The sequence below is a fragment of the Bacillus sp. 22475 genome (assembly GCF_052044835.1).
In the GTDB taxonomy this organism is placed as follows: Bacteria; Bacillota; Bacilli; order Bacillales; family Bacillaceae_G; genus Bacillus_A; species Bacillus_A cereus.
Map to the genome: position 1 here is coordinate 366,321 of NZ_JBQENW010000002.1, position 16,490 is coordinate 382,810.

Below are 16,490 nucleotides of genomic sequence, written 5' to 3' on the forward strand. Positions count from 1 at the left end.
TGTATTTCTTCTTAGCATAACGCGTTTTCTTTTCTTATTTACAATAAGAAAAGCAGCCCATTTTAAAATATGGCTGCTTCTAATACACTTTACTCTTTCGCTTTTTTCTCTTTCTCTGCCCTTACAAACTCGTGGAACATTTTCATTAAAGCACGCTTTTCGATCCGTGATACGTAACTTCTAGAAATGCCAAGCGCTTTAGCGATTTCCCGCTGTGTTTTCTCCTTATCTAGCCCAAGTCCAAAACGTTTCACAATCACTTCTTTTTCTCTTTCGTCTAAAATATCGATATACTCTTTAATTTTTTCTAACTCCATACTAAGCTGAATCATATCAATTACATCTTCAGACTCTGATTTTAATATATCAATAAGCGATATTTCATTGCCCTCTTTATCTTGCCCGATCGGATCATGAAGTGAAACATCTTTTTTCGTTTTCTTTAGTACACGTAAATGCATCAAAATTTCATTTTCAATACAGCGTGCTGCATACGTCGCAAGCTTCGTTCCCTTTCCTGCAGAATAGCTCTCGATCGCTTTAATGAGTCCGATTGTACCAATTGAAATTAAATCTTCTGCATCTTCTCCTGTGTTCTCAAATTTTTTAACGATATGAGCTACAAGCCGTAAATTATGTTCAATTAAAAGATTTCTCGCTTGAGCATCACCTTGCTCCATTAACTCTAAGTACTTTCTCTCATCATCTGATGATAACGGCTGCGGGAACGCATTATTCTTTACATAAGAAACAAAGACAAACACTTCTCGAACCATATATCCAATTGCGGCGAATAGACTCAAACCTTTCACCTCCGCCAAAATAGTGGTCTTTATTATGTGTATGTGGGCGTGAGGTTGTTTGTGTCTGTACAGTTTATTTATAAAACTCAACACTTCTAACATTTAAAATATTTTATTGTTATATTATAATTAAATGAAATTGTTATTTATATATGAATATTAAAGGGGACACTATTCATGCTTACATTAGATCGATTATTAAATGTAACAATTTATTTAGGGGTATTTTTACTTTTCATTTCGTTCATTACTTTTGTTATTAAGAGAGGGCCTGATTTATTATTTTTTCAATTTGGAATTTCTTTGTTTTTTGGAGCTCAAATTATAATTGGAATGAAATTTTTTCATAATTATGGTTTCTCCTTTCACTCAAAACTAGAACTACTTATCTTTATTTTCTATGTAATTGGATTTATTGCATGTATACTACTATTATTTCACTTTCAAAATCCGTATCGAATTTTTTTATTAATTTGTAGTTTTTTATTTTTAACCGGATCCAATTATTACTTTAAAGAAACATTAAATTTTAGTAAAAAAACTCCAAAGCAACATAAAACTTTTTTAAGTACACAAGAAGACTCTTTTCCAAAAGAAGTCCGTAAATTTTCAGAGGATTACAATAGCATAATAAGGAATGATTTTTATGAAATACCGATGATTCCTACTGAATTACAGATTACAAGCAAAAAAGATTCTTCCCATAGTACATCTTTCTTAGTTGAACTGCATAATAGCGAGAATGAAATTACTGATGACTCTGTACAATTAACTCCATCAGAGCGTTTTTATATACTGTTAAATACACAAAAAACAAAAATATCAAAAATAGTATATGAAGGGCAGAATTTTTTCACATTTACAGTCACACTAAAGGCTCTTAATTTACAGCAAGAACCAGAAATTCATAATATGTTTTTAGAAATAGATAAACGTAGAGCGATGAATCTTCTTAATTTTGAAATTAAAGCCCATACTAAAGAATGGAAAGTAACATTTAAAAGTGATAATTCTTCTTCCAATCTTCCTATCACATTTAATTTTGAAAAACGAACAGGCAAGTTATAAAAATAAAAAGAGTTATTTTCTTTGAAAAATAACTCTTTTTACTTTACTTACTCCAAATCTTTCTCCCAGTTTGGGCATCAATATAACGAATTTCCCGACTACAATCAAAAGGTTCTTTATGTTTTTCATCTGTCGTTTGTTTGTACAGTAGTTTGTATTTCGTTTCCTCTGCATCACGATCTACAAACCATTCTAATTTAACTCGGATAGCCTCTCTGTATATTTCTAACGCTTTTTCTTTTGTTACTTTTGGTGTTGTTTCATATGTAAGTAATTCTTTTATAAAGTTGCCAGACTCTCCAGAGTAGTGCATCACAGCACCATTTTCTGCATTGATGTTGATCATAATATATTTCCCCTCTACATGAATGTCATTTACATAGATTGAAAAGGAAAACCTCTCTATCCCCTCTTCCTCCTCATAATTATCCCAAAGTTGAACATACTTTGTCGCATCTGGGATAATATGCTCTAAAAATTGAAGTGCCTTGCTTAAACATTGCTCTCTTGATAAGATTGTTTTCCTTTTTTTCTCATCCTTCCACATAAAAAAAGAAAGCGATTGATTTGTTTCTTTATCTAGAGTAATTACAACGAAGTCATCATGTTTCAACATTGGAAAATGTTTTTTATAAAACTCATCCATTGAATATGAATCCTTCTCTTCTATTTCTTTTTGTAATTCTTCTTTTAATACAAATTTTATCCGGACTTCATCCTCATCTACTTTTTCATCTATTTTGACAAACTTCCCCTTGTCCCAATCAAATAAATCAAACACATCTTTTTTTTGACTACTCTTTAGCGGTTTATCAACAAGTACTGTAGAAGGTAATTTATAGTGTTCTGGCCCATATAAATCTTTACCTGTACTTGCATCAATAAACGCATGACTAGGCTCTGGTTCATATACAAGATGGTACCCTTTTACTTCTTCCCCGTTTTCATACTCACATGAAGAGTATGTTAAATCTACAAATACAAGTCTCATATCTTGTCTAGCTTTCAAATTTTCTAAAACGATATTCTCCCCAACAATTTCACTTGGCCATAACGGTTTTTTCTCTATGGCTTTTTGTCCATTGTAATGAAAATGCACAACATTACCTGAAGGGTGCACTTGCACAACACCCCCAGTATTCGGCAATGGATAGCTATTCACTTCTTGCATATAATTTACTTCTTTCCAACCGCGCCTGTCGTCCTTAACCGTTACATATGTATAGCATTCATATCCTTCTTTTGTATATTTTTTTAAGAATGTATTTGCAACCTCTCTTGCTTTATTCTCCTCTATCGCTCCCTTATCACTCGAAAAAGAATTTCCATCATCTATCCTAAATTCAATTAAATTACCAGTATGTCTATTTAATGTAATTTGTATCTGTTTCTCCTCATCATCTTTATGTCCCCACCATAATAGATGATACGGGTCATCAACCCCTTCTTGATCATCTACAACAAGCCTATATTCATCTGGAATTTCAATAATATGAGCTACGTGCTCTTTTCTTTCTTTATCTTTTTGATTCACCATACCCTCTCCTTTGTTACAATTTAAGGTAATTATAACAAAGAAAACCAAAACTTATTAACAAAAAAAGACTAGAGATATCTCTAGTCTTCTACTTCGTCTCACGATGTAACGTTACTCGCTTTAATCGTGGACAATATTTTTTTAGTTCGATACGTTCTGGATTGTTTCGTTTATTTTTTTTAGAAATATAATTACGATCACCGCACTCCGTACAAGCTAATGTAATATTTACACGCATAGGTAATTCTCCTTTCTTTCAAAGATCGCAAACTAAAACGTAATGATTACGATTTATATATTATAAAACTTCATTCTATTTGTCAATTGCAAAAACAAGAAGATTCTATTTAGAATCCCCTTGTTTTTATAGTTAAATAAATTTTATTAAAACGATTCGTATGTAACAAACTCACTAATTGGCTTTCGATATCCTCTTGGACGAACTTTAGTCGTATCACTTTTTCCTATCGTAATCATTAAAACAGGTATTACATGCTCTGGCATATTTAATTCACTTTGTACTGCTTTTTCATCAAAACCAATCATTGGACATGTATCATAGCCATAATATTTAGCTGCGTACATAAAAGTCATCGCGCTTAACGAAGCATTTCTAATCGCTTCATCCTCCATGAAACGCTCTCCTTTCCCTTCATATAAACCTTTCGTTTGCCTAATTGTATCTTCATATTCGCATTCATCAATCATTTTTAAAACTTTCATACCGAAGTAAATATTTTCAACATTTTGGTATGCTCTTTTATCACCACAAACGAGCACTACCGCTGATGCACTCGATACTTTATATTGACCGAACGCTAATTCTTTTAGTCTTTCTTTTCGCTCTTGATCACGAATTACAACATAATGTGTGTGCTGCAAATTATAGCAAGATGGAGAAAGCTTAGTTAACTCAAATATTTTTTTAAAATCCTCATCAGGAATTTCTATACCTTGTATAAATTTCATTGCAGAACGTCTAGCAATTGCTAATTCTTCAAAGTTCACCATATATCCTCCTTAATAACTATAAATTTAAATATACATTAATTTATACAAATGGATAAATCAAATGAAAATAATTTAAATCCGAATAATAATTATGATTAACAGCAAAAAAGACAAAAAGCTGAAACAATTAGTTCATACGAAATTCACACGAATCTATTACTATAGAAATTGTACATAGTGAACTTATTAACAATCACGTTTATTTATATAGAATCTTACTCGAAAGGAGTTGAAAGTATGAAAACTAAATATCGCTTTATGATCTCATCATTTGCCGCTTGTGCTTATATGATTTGGTATTTAGTATAATAACAACCTCACTTGTAAATAGGAAAAGGTGTGTATATAAATGGAATATAATCAATCAACAGTTAACTACTGGAAAGCTTTTGTATTACCATATACATTTGCTTTAGAAGAGTTAAAAACTAAATTTGAAATTATGAACCGGGAAGCTCAATTTTTAGAGGATTACAACCCGTTTGAACATATAAAAACAAGACTAAAACAACCTGAAAGTATTATTAAAAAGCTTGAACGTAAAAATTTATTACCGACAGTTGAAAATGCCCAAACGCATTTACAAGATATTATTGGTATTCGTATTACATGTTGCTTCGTAGAAGATATTTATCATTTAAAAGAAGTCATTCAAAAGCGTGAAGATATGGAAATCATAGAGGTAAAAGATTATATCGCTAATCCAAAGGGAAACGGTTATAAAAGTTTACACATGATTATTAAATATCCTTTATCACTGAATTCTGGTACAAAAGATGTATTTGCAGAAATTCAGTTACGTACACTGGCAATGGACTTTTGGGCAAGTTTAGAACACAAACTTTATTATAAATATGAAGGGAAAATACCGGAGTATTTAAAAGATGAACTACATGATGCAGCAATGAAAGCTGAAGATCTTGATAATAAAATGGCCACAATTCGTCAAGATATTGATGATATTGAGGCATGCTCAAATCAAATTATGCTACCACTATAAAAAAAGGTTCTCGCCAATGAGAACCTTTTTTTATACCATTTTTGGGAAGTACGACTCCCACACTTATTAAAGTTTCACGTTATTTTTTCTCTATCGTGCGAACCTCTTCAATCTTCCATTTCTCATCTTCTTTTCCAAGAGCATACTGTACTTTCTTTTGAAGAGTGACACTATCGTCTACTTCCTTTTCTTTCGTTTCAACAATAACATACCCTACTTTACTAGCTTTCATATCTATATGTTCCAATTCAATCTTCTTATTTCCCTTTTGAAATGCCGCTTCTTTTTGTGTTTTTAAATCTTCAGCACTAGGCATCTTCTTTGAAAATAACTCCATATGTTCTGCAAGATTTTTTTCATTCGTCGTTCGCACAAATGTAATAATAACATCTTGAATAGATCTCTCTTCTTCTTTTGTTATTTGTACCTTTTCCTCAGATTTTTTAGTAGTAGATTTTTGTTCTACGTTATTCTCTTCTTGTTGACATCCAACTAGTAATACTACAAATACTAGAAGGAATCTTAATTTCCTAAATATTTTTTCCATATTCCCAACTCCTAAAAAGAAAAGTGAGGCATTTCGCCTCACTTTCGCTCTTAATTAACGTCTTCCTTTATTCGGATCGCCGCCGCCAACAATATCAAAGACACGTTTCGCTATATTTGTATTCTCTTGAACGCCTGAGAATAAGTATTTACCTGGACCAAATGCATACACGTTCACATCTTCCCCTGTATGTCCACCAGTTGTCCAGCCTGTAACCGAGCGCTTATTGAAAATATCTTCAATTGCATTGTCAATCTTTGTTACATCTTTTGACGGAGCTATATCATTTACAGCTTGAATTTCTTCTGGAGTTAATTGTAAATCAATATACTTTTTCAATGTTTCTTCTACATTTGCACCTTTTGCAATCTCATTTGCCATAAAGTCTGGTGTGCGTTTTGCAGCTTTAATTGGATCTACTTTAAAGTTATACTCGCCATTGGCACCTAAAGATAATCCACCTGTAGCATGGTCTGCCGTTGCAACAACTAACGTATTTTTATCTTTTTTCGCAAACTCAATCGCTGCTTTGAAAGCTTTTTCGAAGTCTTCCATTTCACTCATTGCACCAACGATATCATTATCATGTCCAGCCCAGTCGATTTGACTTCCTTCCACCATTAAGAAGAAACCATTTTTATTTTTGTTCAAACGCTCAATTGCCGCATTAGTCATTTCTTCTAATGAAGGTGTTTTCTCATTACGGTCAATCATTTTATCTAATCCACCTGGTGCAAACAAACCAAGAATTTGATCATTTTTATCATTTAACAATTGATCTCGATCCGTTACATAGCTATAACCAGATTTCTTAAACTCTTCTGTAAGATTACGATCTTTTCTAACAAAGTTCTTTACGCCGCCGCCAAGCATAACATCTACTTTATGCTCCCCTTTAATTTTCTCATCAAAATAATCATTTGCAATTGCGTCCATATTTTTACGGCTAATGTCATGCGCACCGAAAGCTGCTGGTGTTGCATGTGTAATTTCAGAAGTTGCAACAAGTCCCGTTGATTTCCCTTTTTCCTTCGCTTGCTCAAGAACTGTTTTCACTTCCGCTTTATCATTATCAACTGCAATTGCAGCATTATATGTTTTAATCCCTGCTGACATAGCTGTTGCTGCTGATGCAGAGTCTGTAATATTTTCATGCTCATCTTCTGGGTATGTTTTTTGTGTTCCTACAAGATGCTTATCAAATTCTGTAGATTCCATTTCAAAGGTTTTTGGATTATCTTTCATATAACGGTGAGCCGTCATATATGAAGGGCCCATACCATCCCCAATTAATACGATAACATTTTTAATCTTTGCATTGCTTCCGTTCTCATCTGCATTAACCTCACTAGAACGAGTAAAATTCCATGTTGCTACCGAAGTAACTGCTAATGATGCCACAACTGCAAATGGCCATGCTTTTTTCACAAACTTTTTCACTGTCTTGTCCCCCTAATTAGGTTATTCATTTCCCACTATCAAATTTAATGGAAGACTATTAAGAGAAAATTAGTTATATGTAAATTTTTTGTTAACTTATGTAAATATCAGTTATAATTTGTATAACTTTGTCTTTTCGTATCAACCATCCCGCCCTTTACAATTTAAATATAAACAAGTTGGATTTCATTTAACGTAAATCTCTTATTTTACATTTTGACTCTATTTTTATGAAAATAAATAGAAATGCGGTGAGCCTTTATGAAAATAGTAAAGCTAAATAAATCTTTTATTTTTGAATTACTTAATCTTTGCAAATCTGTTGGATGGTTACACGATGAATTTTTTATGAAAAAACAATTCGAAATGTATCTTTCTATCGGCACACTTGTAGGTTATATGCATGAAGACAAACTCATTGCGACTGGAGGTATATTTCCCTTTACAAGCAACTTCTCTTCCATTGGCATGTTAATCGTTCATCCTAATTTTCAAGGACGAGGAATAGGACGTATATTGCTAAATCATTGCTTGGAACAAACTCATTCAAAACAACCAATCGCACTTATTGCGACAAAAGCTGGCGAACCTCTATACACATCATGTGGATTTCAAACAGCAACAACAATTCATCGTTTTGAAAAGCAAACTACTAAGACGTATCCTTCTCACTTGCAACAAGTACGAGAAGAAGACCTTATCTCGCTTACTTCTCTCGATCAAATTGCAACTGGTGTGAATCGTTCTCTACTTTACTCTTTGCTATTACCAAGGACCGTACACTCTTTTAAAATTGAAAGAAATAACTGTATAGAAGCTTTTTCATTATGCATACAAAAGGGCAATATATTATGTATCAATCCACTTATCGCCAAGCAAGAAGAAGATGCTATTCAATTATTAAAAAAGATATGTGAATGTTGGAATGGTATAGTACGAATTGATGTCCCACACTCACAATTTACATTTCGTAAATTTCTTCAAACAGAAAATTTCCAAGAAACGCTCCTTTCACCTCTTATGATAAAAAATGGTAGCCAACTTCCTGGAAATCGTAATATGCTATTTGCTATGATAGATACAGCGTTATGTTAGAAAGGAGACACCTAATTGAAGCGATTTAGCTATTTTATGGTAGGTTGTCTTACTCTTACACTATTAGTAGGATGTAGTGCAGCAGAAAAGCCAGTAGAACAAGTAAAGCAAGTGAAAAATACAATTACAGCGAAACTAGCTACCGAGGAAAAAATGGTAGAAATAGATGGTCAAACCATTTACTTTAAAAAGATTGGTAATGAAAAACCACCTTTACTTATGATTCATGGCTTTGGAGGGTCATCAGATGGTTTTCAAAAGATTTACTCCGATTTAGCAAAAGATCATACAATTATTTCTGTAGATGCTTTAGGATTCGGGCGCTCATCTAAGCCAATGGATTTTTATTATTCTTTTCCAACTCATGCAAATTTGTATTATAAATTAATGAAAAAACTAGGGTATGATTCATTCGCAATACTGGGGCATTCCATGGGGGGAGAAATTTCTCTAAATTTAACATATTTATATCCTGAAGCAGTTACTCACCTTATTTTAACTGATGCTACAGGTGGTCCTCATACATTCGTTACTAAACAAGGCTCACCAAAACCACAATTGCCGACTGATTTAAATGCCGTTTCTTCTATTACTGATTATGATGAGAGCAAAGTGAAATTCAAACGTAGCGATGAAGAGCATTATAACAAAATGAAACTATGGCCTAGACGTCTTAAAATTAATGCGAATGAAATGAAACAGCCTACTCTAATTATATGGGGCAGAAATGATAGTAGCGTTTCTTGGAAAGAAGGAGAAACGTATCATCAATTCTTAAAAAATAGCACTTTACATATTATTGAAAAAGGTTATCATGCACCATTTCGCCAAGAACCACAAGAATTTGTCGGGTATGTACAAGACTTCTTTAAGAACAATCCGATCAAAGTTGAAAAATAACATAAACGGGTATCTCATTTTGAGATACCCGTTTTCATATATTAAGCAGCTTGCTTTTGGCGTTTTTGAGTTTTTGATCCTAATACTTTCGGGATAACAAAGCCATCCATTCCAAATTTCCCAGCGTTCATACCGGCAACAAGAACAAACATAGATAAGATAACCATCTCAGGGTTCACACCAATTGACCCACTAAACATATAGGAAAAGTTCATTACAAGACCAAAAAAGACCGCTGTTTTTGTTAAACAGCCTACAATTAAACCAATTCCGACTAAAATTTCTCCCCATGTTACAAGCGTATTAAACAAATCTACATTTGGAATTGCAAATTCTTGTAAGAATGATGCCCACCAAGATTGAACAGCCGGTTGTGCGCCTTTAGATTTTTCAATTGCGCCTTGCAAATAACCTGTTGCATCGAATCCTTTTCCTTGTAGTTTACCGATTCCAGCCATTAACCATGTGTAACCAAGATATACTCGAATTACTGCTAATACAAAAGAAACTGCTTTGTTTTCTCTTAAAAATTGAATAACCATATCTTCCTCCTAAAGTTGTAATTAAGTTAGTTACAGTTAATATAATAACATTAGTTACTTATTTTTCAAACGTTAATTATGAATAATTCATGACATATGTATGAAACATTAAAAACTAACGTTTATATAGTAACTTTTATTACCTGTAAAAACTTGAACATATCATACCACAGGTGATAATCATTTTCATTGAAAAAAATGTAAAAAAATTGTGAGTTAAATGTGAAACACGTTTATTCGAATATAGAATAAACGTGTTTCATACTAATTATAGAATCGAAATGTATGTGTCTCCTCATCAATTAAACTCGCTTCTTGAAACGCTTCTTCTAACGTTTTCCGATGGTTAATAACCCCATAAAATAAGCGTATAGTAAACATAAGTGCTGCATTTCCATCTACATAATCAATCGATCCAATATATGATTTTGCACCACTATGTAAAAAAGATTTTGCAAGATTTTTCTCCCCTAACGTGCACCCGCTATTTACAATATGTGTATTATGCAATTTTGCATATTTATAAATTTCTGCTGTACCAAAATACCCTCTCGGTTCATCTTGTTCATATATTTCTTCGCCTAATTCTTCCATGACAAACTTTCCTTCTTCACCATGAAAGCAAAAAATAATATAATTAATATCGTTAAATAAGTTCTTTCCAGAAAGAACTTCCACAAAATCTTTCGGTCTACCAATCCAATATGTCACAACTCTTGCACCAAAATACTCAAGAGATGCTCGGATTGATTGCGCCTCTAAATCCGAATTAAAACCAACTACTAATGCAATATTCAACATACAACTCCATCCTATAATCAGCCCTTATTAATCAGACTTTTATGGGATATATTCATTTCATATATGCCCGTTTCTTTCAAAAAGTCTGATCTAGTTAAAACGACTTTCTGTAAATATTGCCTATATGCTGTAATTGTTCCATCGTGAGATACAATGCAAATTCTTTCAGCACTCAGTTCATAACACCAAAGAAGAAATTCATCTACTATTTGCTGAAAACTATTCTCTGAAATAGTGTTTATACCTTCCTTCCATAACTGATTATTTGAGCTTTTCTCTATCGAAAAATGCGGAAATAACTTTGTTATCATTCCCTGCTCTACTATATAATCGCACGGTAATGTTCTCGCTTCTTCTCGATAAGGAAAAATACGCGGAGATATATATGGATGGACGAGTTTTTGACAAGCTACTTTCGCACTCCATATTGTCGCCGTTTGTAAAGTTCTAAGTGTAGGACTAACAATTAATATATCCGTTTCCTGCAATGGTACATCGCATTGAATTAGCCTGATTCCTTCCTTCATCCGTCAATGACGGATGCAGCACTTGTAAACTTGATGGCAAATCCCTTGTATGTTCCCCTTCCCCGTGCCGAACAAAGACGATTTTCATCCCCTTCCTCCTCTCATTATGAAATCCTCTTACATATTTCTTCCCTATCTCATACTTTATTCCTGCTGTATAAAAACCGATATGTAAAAAAGGTTTGACACGAATGTTTGTAAAATATTACAATATAACATGTAAAATACTTTTTACACCGAAAGGAGAATTACATATATGAAATGGATAATTGTCTTTATTGGAATGATTGTATGGGGATATATAAATGGCTTCTTTAGTAGTGATAAAACTGCTAATCCTTGGATTACAGATGATGAACGTGAAACAAAAATTAAACAAAAAGCAATTACGGCAAGCTGGTCCGGTGTTTTTATGTTTTGTACCATTAGCCTCTTAAATAAATGGTTAGGTTTAAGCACAAACGATAAATCACCATACTTACCAGACCCTATCGCAGCTATTTTAAAGGAAAATGTAGAGTTACAAGTTTTACTCATGCTATTTGTTATGTATGGAATATTTTACTTACATTATCGAGGAAAATTAAGTGCCTAACTTCTAACTCATGATTATCCTCCTAAATGGTTATAGTAACTAGGACGAAATGAAAAAAGGAGAGATATAAAAATGAGTAACTCAAATGACTTTTTAGATACTTTACATGAAAAACAAGCAAAAGATGAACAAAATAGAAAGCGCCAAGGGAACGGAAACCCAGCGAAAAAAAAGCCAAATAAAACTCACAAATAACAGTAAAAAACTGCCTAAAATGATCTTTTAGGCAGTTTTTTTATTCTTCTTTCACCGAGATAACATTTTCCCAATTCCATTTCTCATAATACCACTCTGGTACATCTACATTTTCAATCCACTTCTTTTCATATTTTCCATCACTATGAGCTAGCCATATATCAGCTTTCTTACGATTTGAACGTATCCATATTAATTGTTTGCTCTTCTTCATGAAAATTGGATGATAATCGCCTTGCTTATTAGATGACTTTGTAATTTGATATTGTTTATCGCTTGTGCTATTTATCTCATATAAAGATGGGAATGGCCTTTTTTCTGGCAGAGTTTCAAACCCTCCCTCTTTTGCTCGTGAAACGATAATTACATTATCGTTCTTCCATGTAAAATCCCAATCCACATATCCTTTCGGCGTAAATGTTTGCTGCTGGAGTGCTGGCAGTTCTTTTATTTTTAAATGTTTATTCTCTAATGCAACTCTCCCGCTACCTTCAATATAAGCCAATATATTTTTTGATGGCGCCCATTTGAACCATTCTGTATTTAATAGCATTTGATCTACTATTTCAAACCGACTACCGTCTGCTCGAACTAAGCAAAGCGTATTACTATCAGCTGACCATGAAGCTGTCGGTACCGCTAAAAATGAAATCCACTTTTGATCTGGTGACCACTTAAAGCCACTTGCTACTAGCGCTAGAAAATCATCATGTTCATTTGGCAATGCATACAAATGCTTCATTTTGTGAGGATTCATATGTGCATCTTTTTGCACTTCATATAGCTGAGCCCCTGTCCATCCTGTTGGAAGTAAGTGCGCTTCTGAGGATACAAGAAAGTTCTTTCCATCGGGGTACCATGCATAATCCCCTACACCAGCCGATACATTTTCAAAATCTGCATTCTTTTTTTCTACATCAAATGTATTTAATGTACCTGTAAATATAAATGCAATTATATTTTCTGTTGGTGACCATTGATAATTCGATGCTTCTGAGTGAAACGGCGTAACTTTCTTTCCGTCTTTCAGCCGATATAACTCAAGAATATTTTGTTTCTTCCCTTTTACATATGCTAGCCACTCCCCATCATATGACCACTTCGGCCCTGTTATATTCTCTCCTTTTGTAAGTTGTTTTTCTTTCCCATCAACTTTAATCCAAAGGTTATGATGACGAATAAAAGCAACTTTCACACTATTATTTTCTGCGCTAGTAATAGTGATAGAACATAAAAATATAAACAACACTACACTACCACTTACTATTAGCCTTTTCATACCATCACTCCATTTCCCTCATAGCATTCCTCACTTTCTCCCTACAATATGTGAAAAATATCGATTCGACATAATCAGAAAAAATTTCCCAAGAAATTTTCAATTCATAGAGGATTGGTATGAATTATGTCGAAAGTATAGTTTAGCCAACATTTATATTTATAATTTCCAACTAAAATGTAAGATTTTTTTCTGAATATTGGAACTTTTTTATTGGGGGGAGTATCAATGAAAAAAACTACATCTACACTATTAAGCATGGCGCTTGTCTTTTCTAGTTTTGGAGCTTTAAGCGCTCATGCTGAATCACTACAAAAGGAGAAGCAATTTAGTCCACAATTAAAAACAACGATTGAACAGTGGGGAGAACATAAAATTGCTCAAAATATTGAAACGAAAACAACAAAAGAAATATCAGTAATTGTAGAATTGCAACATGCACCTCTCGCTGCTCAAAGTAATATTCAGCATGCTCCAGATTTACAAAATAGTAATGCGCAGTCTTATCATGCTGAGCTAAAAAAAGCACAAGAAGATACGACTAAGAAAATAAAAGAAAAAGCACCTGGTGCAAAAATTAAAGAAGTGTATAATACGTTATTTTCCGGATTCTCTATTTCAGTTCCTGGAGATCAAATTACCTCTCTTGCCTCTTTACCTGAAGTAAAAGCAGTCTATCCGAACTTAACATATAAATTGCATGAAACATCAAAAAGTACTACTAACGAAGAAGCACCAAATATCGGTGGACCGACAATTGGTGCATCTGAAGCGTGGAATTTAAAAGATCCATCTGGCAAACCGCTTGATGGAAAAGGCATGAAAGTAGCCATTATCGACTCTGGCGTAGACTATACACACCCTGACTTAAAGGCAAATTATATCAGTGGATATGACACGGTTGATGAAGATAGCGATCCAATGGATGGTAACGTACATGGTACTCATGTAGCTGGAATTATTGCGGGTAATGGAAAAATTAAAGGCGTTGCTCCAAACGCTTCTATTCTAGCCTATCGTGTAATGAATGACGGTGGAACTGGTACAACAGATGATATTATCCAAGGGATTGAGCGAGCGATTCAAGATGGTGCGGATGTGTTAAACCTCTCCCTTGGGCAGGATTTAAATGTACCTGATCAGCCTGTAACATTAACGTTAGAACGAGCAGCGAAACTTGGTGTTACTACTGTCGTTTCAAATGGAAATGACGGACCAAAACCTTGGTCTGTTGATGCTCCCGGTAACGCAAGTAGTGTCATTTCTGTTGGAGCATCTACGGTTTCTATCCCGTTTCCAACATTCCAAGTAGCTGGTTCCAGCAAAACATATCAAGGGTTACCGTTATCAAAATCTGATTTTCCAATAGGAAATGATTCCCCTCTTGTATATATTGGTTATGGCAATCCAAATGATTATGCAAAACAAGATGTGAAGGGGAAATTCGTACTTATTTTACAAGGTACTTCTAGTACATTAGTAAAAGCAGAACAAGCGAAGCAAGCTGGTGCACTTGGTGTGTTATTAATCTCTAGCGAAAAAGAAGTTAATATGATGCCGGAATATTTTTCACGTGAACATCTAGCTGTCCCAGTAATGCAATTATCAAATACAAATGGGGAAGAATTAAAAACTTTAATCACAAAACGAAAGAAAAATATAAAAATTGGACAACCAAAGCAAACAAAACTTATCGGTAACTTTAGTTCAAGAGGACCATCACAAGGAAGTTGGCTAATAAAGCCTGATGTTGTTGCACCTGGAGTACAAATTACTAGTACAGTACCGCGAGGCAGCTATGAATCGCATAACGGAACAAGTATGGCTGCTCCGCAAGTAACTGGAGCAGTTGCCCTCTTGCGTCAAATGCATCCTGATTGGACGACAGAACAATTGAAAGCGGCTCTTGCTAACAACGCAAAAACATTACATGATGTCAATGAAAATACATACCCTGTTATGGCACAAGGATCTGGTTTAATTAACATTCCGAAAGCAGCTCAAACAAATGTATTAGTAAAACCTAACAATGTCAGCTTTGGTCTTATTAAGCCAAATAGCGGAAAAGTAAAACTGACGCAAAATGTTACATTACAAAACCTTTCTAGTAAAAAGAAAAGTTTTTCAACTCGTGTGGAATTACTAGATGCAAACACAAAAGTAAGAGCTTCTGTCCCTTCATCGATTAGCATACAACCGAATAGTAGTACCGAAAAACCATTTACTATCACTGTAGATAGCTCACTACCACAAGGTGTGTATACTGGAAATGTATATGTAAAAGAACAAGGGGCAAAAGAAGAAATTCGAATTCCATTCACATTTAGTATCGATCCTAAAGATTATAAACGTATCGATGGACTTGAAATTATTAATTCTACTTTTAGCCCAAATGGCGACCACGTACTAGATGATAATCTCATCAACTACTATTTAGTTGCGCCTGTGGATGATGTAACATTGCATGCAAATTTAGTTACGAAAGAACGTGTAACGTATCAAGGGATTATCCATCAAGCTAAAAATGCAACTCCTGGGTATAAACCTTTCAAATGGAATGGTACAAAAGCCGATGGCACTCCTTTAGCTGACGGGCTATATCAAATCGAAGCAGTTGCTTCTAATTCTGGCGGAGAAACAAAACAAACAGCTGCTGTATTTCTTGATCGAACTGCACCTAAGTTAACATACGAAGTTGACCAAGAAAATCTCGTAATTAGAGGAAAAGTTGATGATATTCTACTAGATTGGATGTCAGAATTTGGTTGGATAGCACCTGGTATTCCAGTGAGAATGCAATATGAAATTAACGGAAATGGTGTATGGGACCAGGCATTCCTGAACCCTTGGGAGAAAAGCTATAACATTTATTTCGATCGTACTCAATTACAAGAAGGAAAAAATACTATTCACATTGTAGCAACTGATGCAGCTGGCAATAACTCTAATTTAACTGTTAATTTTGAAGTGAAATAAAGTGAAACTTTAATCAGTAGAGATTTTGTGCATCCCCACTGATTATTACCCTTCACCAATCGGGGGTTACGGGCAGTTATTCTCCCATCTCACTTCTTTACTCCCACCGAATTTTGAGGTAGGAATTTTACTGTTCATTAACACGGGATAAAAAATTTTTGTTGACAATTTTTT

The 16,490-nt window shown here is 33.9% G+C and carries 16 protein-coding genes and 1 pseudogene; 7 read left to right on the top strand and 10 right to left on the bottom strand.

Annotation, left to right across the window (positions count from 1 at the left end):
• Positions 1–89: 89 nt before the first annotated feature.
• On the bottom strand, positions 90–803 hold the full coding sequence (sigK, locus tag ACTJJY_RS05310; protein WP_000051382.1) for an RNA polymerase sporulation sigma factor SigK: 714 nt from the start codon (positions 801–803) through the stop codon (positions 90–92).
• 177 nt (positions 804–980) lie between these two features.
• Between sigK and ACTJJY_RS05315 the strand changes: the two genes are divergently transcribed.
• Complete coding sequence (locus ACTJJY_RS05315; protein WP_440605132.1) at positions 981–1,871, top strand: hypothetical protein; 891 nt, start codon at positions 981–983, stop codon at positions 1,869–1,871.
• 43 nt (positions 1,872–1,914) lie between these two features.
• Here the strand turns inward: ACTJJY_RS05315 and ACTJJY_RS05320 are convergent, their stop codons facing one another.
• From ACTJJY_RS05320 to ACTJJY_RS05330, 3 genes are all read right to left on the bottom strand, one after another.
• Positions 1,915–3,408 carry a YcdB/YcdC domain-containing protein gene (locus ACTJJY_RS05320; protein ID WP_440605133.1) on the bottom strand — a complete coding sequence of 498 codons (1,494 nt, stop codon included), beginning with the start codon at positions 3,406–3,408 and terminating at the stop codon, positions 1,915–1,917.
• An 88-nt stretch (positions 3,409–3,496) separates the two neighbouring features.
• The gene (gene rpmG, locus ACTJJY_RS05325) at positions 3,497–3,646 is read right to left on the bottom strand and encodes a 50S ribosomal protein L33 (protein ID WP_001265617.1); all 150 of its coding nucleotides are present in this window, start codon (positions 3,644–3,646) and stop codon (positions 3,497–3,499) included.
• 146 nt (positions 3,647–3,792) lie between these two features.
• On the bottom strand, positions 3,793–4,419 hold the full coding sequence (locus ACTJJY_RS05330; RefSeq protein WP_000245980.1) for a nitroreductase family protein: 627 nt from the start codon (positions 4,417–4,419) through the stop codon (positions 3,793–3,795).
• Positions 4,420–4,768: 349 nt separating this feature from the next.
• On the opposite strand from ACTJJY_RS05330, the gene ACTJJY_RS05335 reads away from it, so the two are divergent.
• On the top strand, positions 4,769–5,419 hold the full coding sequence (locus ACTJJY_RS05335; protein ID WP_000456213.1) for a GTP pyrophosphokinase: 651 nt from the start codon (positions 4,769–4,771) through the stop codon (positions 5,417–5,419).
• Between the two features lie 79 nt (positions 5,420–5,498).
• Here ACTJJY_RS05335 and ACTJJY_RS05340 read toward each other — a convergent pair whose 3' ends face one another.
• Positions 5,499–5,966, bottom strand: coding sequence for a hypothetical protein (locus tag ACTJJY_RS05340; protein WP_440605134.1), 468 nt, complete (start codon positions 5,964–5,966; stop codon positions 5,499–5,501).
• A 54-nt stretch (positions 5,967–6,020) separates the two neighbouring features.
• Complete coding sequence (locus ACTJJY_RS05345) at positions 6,021–7,406, bottom strand: alkaline phosphatase (protein WP_000714904.1); 1,386 nt, start codon at positions 7,404–7,406, stop codon at positions 6,021–6,023.
• Positions 7,407–7,667: 261 nt separating this feature from the next.
• On the opposite strand from ACTJJY_RS05345, the gene ACTJJY_RS05350 reads away from it, so the two are divergent.
• Positions 7,668–8,501 carry a GNAT family N-acetyltransferase gene (locus ACTJJY_RS05350; RefSeq protein WP_440605135.1) on the top strand — a complete coding sequence of 278 codons (834 nt, stop codon included), beginning with the start codon at positions 7,668–7,670 and terminating at the stop codon, positions 8,499–8,501.
• 15 nt (positions 8,502–8,516) lie between these two features.
• Positions 8,517–9,401, top strand: a complete 885-nt coding sequence (locus ACTJJY_RS05355; protein ID WP_157417535.1) for an alpha/beta fold hydrolase — start codon at positions 8,517–8,519, stop codon at positions 9,399–9,401.
• Positions 9,402–9,442: 41 nt separating this feature from the next.
• Here ACTJJY_RS05355 and ACTJJY_RS05360 read toward each other — a convergent pair whose 3' ends face one another.
• From ACTJJY_RS05360 to ACTJJY_RS05370, 3 genes and pseudogenes are all read right to left on the bottom strand, one after another.
• Entirely contained in the window at positions 9,443–9,943 is a 501-nt protein-coding gene (locus tag ACTJJY_RS05360; protein WP_000236608.1) for a DoxX family protein, read from the bottom strand.
• A 264-nt stretch (positions 9,944–10,207) separates the two neighbouring features.
• Positions 10,208–10,744 carry a delta-aminolevulinic acid dehydratase gene (locus tag ACTJJY_RS05365; RefSeq protein ID WP_440605136.1) on the bottom strand — a complete coding sequence of 179 codons (537 nt, stop codon included), beginning with the start codon at positions 10,742–10,744 and terminating at the stop codon, positions 10,208–10,210.
• A gap of 17 nt (positions 10,745–10,761) precedes the next feature.
• Positions 10,762–11,359 (bottom strand): annotated as a pseudogene (locus tag ACTJJY_RS05370) (histidine phosphatase family protein).
• Between the two features lie 168 nt (positions 11,360–11,527).
• Between ACTJJY_RS05370 and ACTJJY_RS05375 the strand changes: the two are divergent.
• Together ACTJJY_RS05375 and ACTJJY_RS05380 are read left to right on the top strand one after the other, a co-directional pair.
• Complete coding sequence (locus tag ACTJJY_RS05375; RefSeq protein ID WP_000871148.1) at positions 11,528–11,866, top strand: hypothetical protein; 339 nt, start codon at positions 11,528–11,530, stop codon at positions 11,864–11,866.
• A gap of 72 nt (positions 11,867–11,938) precedes the next feature.
• A complete protein-coding gene (locus ACTJJY_RS05380; RefSeq protein ID WP_000071861.1) occupies positions 11,939–12,061 on the top strand; it encodes a DUF4023 domain-containing protein in 123 nt (40 codons plus the stop codon).
• A 40-nt stretch (positions 12,062–12,101) separates the two neighbouring features.
• Here the strand turns inward: ACTJJY_RS05380 and ACTJJY_RS05385 are convergent, their stop codons facing one another.
• On the bottom strand, positions 12,102–13,340 hold the full coding sequence (locus tag ACTJJY_RS05385; protein WP_440605137.1) for a TolB family protein: 1,239 nt from the start codon (positions 13,338–13,340) through the stop codon (positions 12,102–12,104).
• A gap of 228 nt (positions 13,341–13,568) precedes the next feature.
• On the opposite strand from ACTJJY_RS05385, the gene ACTJJY_RS05390 reads away from it, so the two are divergent.
• On the top strand, positions 13,569–16,316 hold the full coding sequence (locus ACTJJY_RS05390; RefSeq protein WP_440605138.1) for a S8 family serine peptidase: 2,748 nt from the start codon (positions 13,569–13,571) through the stop codon (positions 16,314–16,316).
• The last annotated feature ends 174 nt before the right edge of the window (positions 16,317–16,490 follow it).

Excerpts from the sequence above, each read along its gene's own strand:
- ACTJJY_RS05315 (WP_440605132.1), top strand. The coding sequence starts at position 981 with ATGCTTACATTAGATCGATTATTAAATGTAACAATTTATTTAGGGGTA.
- ACTJJY_RS05320 (WP_440605133.1), bottom strand. The coding sequence starts at position 3,408 with ATGGTGAATCAAAAAGATAAAGAAAGAAAAGAGCACGTAGCTCATATT.
- rpmG (WP_001265617.1), bottom strand. The coding sequence starts at position 3,646 with ATGCGTGTAAATATTACATTAGCTTGTACGGAGTGCGGTGATCGTAAT.
- ACTJJY_RS05330 (WP_000245980.1), bottom strand. The coding sequence starts at position 4,419 with ATGGTGAACTTTGAAGAATTAGCAATTGCTAGACGTTCTGCAATGAAA.
- ACTJJY_RS05335 (WP_000456213.1), top strand. The coding sequence starts at position 4,769 with ATGGAATATAATCAATCAACAGTTAACTACTGGAAAGCTTTTGTATTA.
- ACTJJY_RS05340 (WP_440605134.1), bottom strand. The coding sequence starts at position 5,966 with ATGGAAAAAATATTTAGGAAATTAAGATTCCTTCTAGTATTTGTAGTA.
- ACTJJY_RS05350 (WP_440605135.1), top strand. The coding sequence starts at position 7,668 with ATGAAAATAGTAAAGCTAAATAAATCTTTTATTTTTGAATTACTTAAT.
- ACTJJY_RS05360 (WP_000236608.1), bottom strand. The coding sequence starts at position 9,943 with ATGGTTATTCAATTTTTAAGAGAAAACAAAGCAGTTTCTTTTGTATTA.
- ACTJJY_RS05365 (WP_440605136.1), bottom strand. The coding sequence starts at position 10,744 with ATGTTGAATATTGCATTAGTAGTTGGTTTTAATTCGGATTTAGAGGCG.
- ACTJJY_RS05375 (WP_000871148.1), top strand. The coding sequence starts at position 11,528 with ATGAAATGGATAATTGTCTTTATTGGAATGATTGTATGGGGATATATA.
- ACTJJY_RS05380 (WP_000071861.1), top strand. The coding sequence starts at position 11,939 with ATGAGTAACTCAAATGACTTTTTAGATACTTTACATGAAAAACAAGCA.
- ACTJJY_RS05385 (WP_440605137.1), bottom strand. The coding sequence starts at position 13,340 with ATGAAAAGGCTAATAGTAAGTGGTAGTGTAGTGTTGTTTATATTTTTA.
- ACTJJY_RS05390 (WP_440605138.1), top strand. The coding sequence starts at position 13,569 with ATGAAAAAAACTACATCTACACTATTAAGCATGGCGCTTGTCTTTTCT.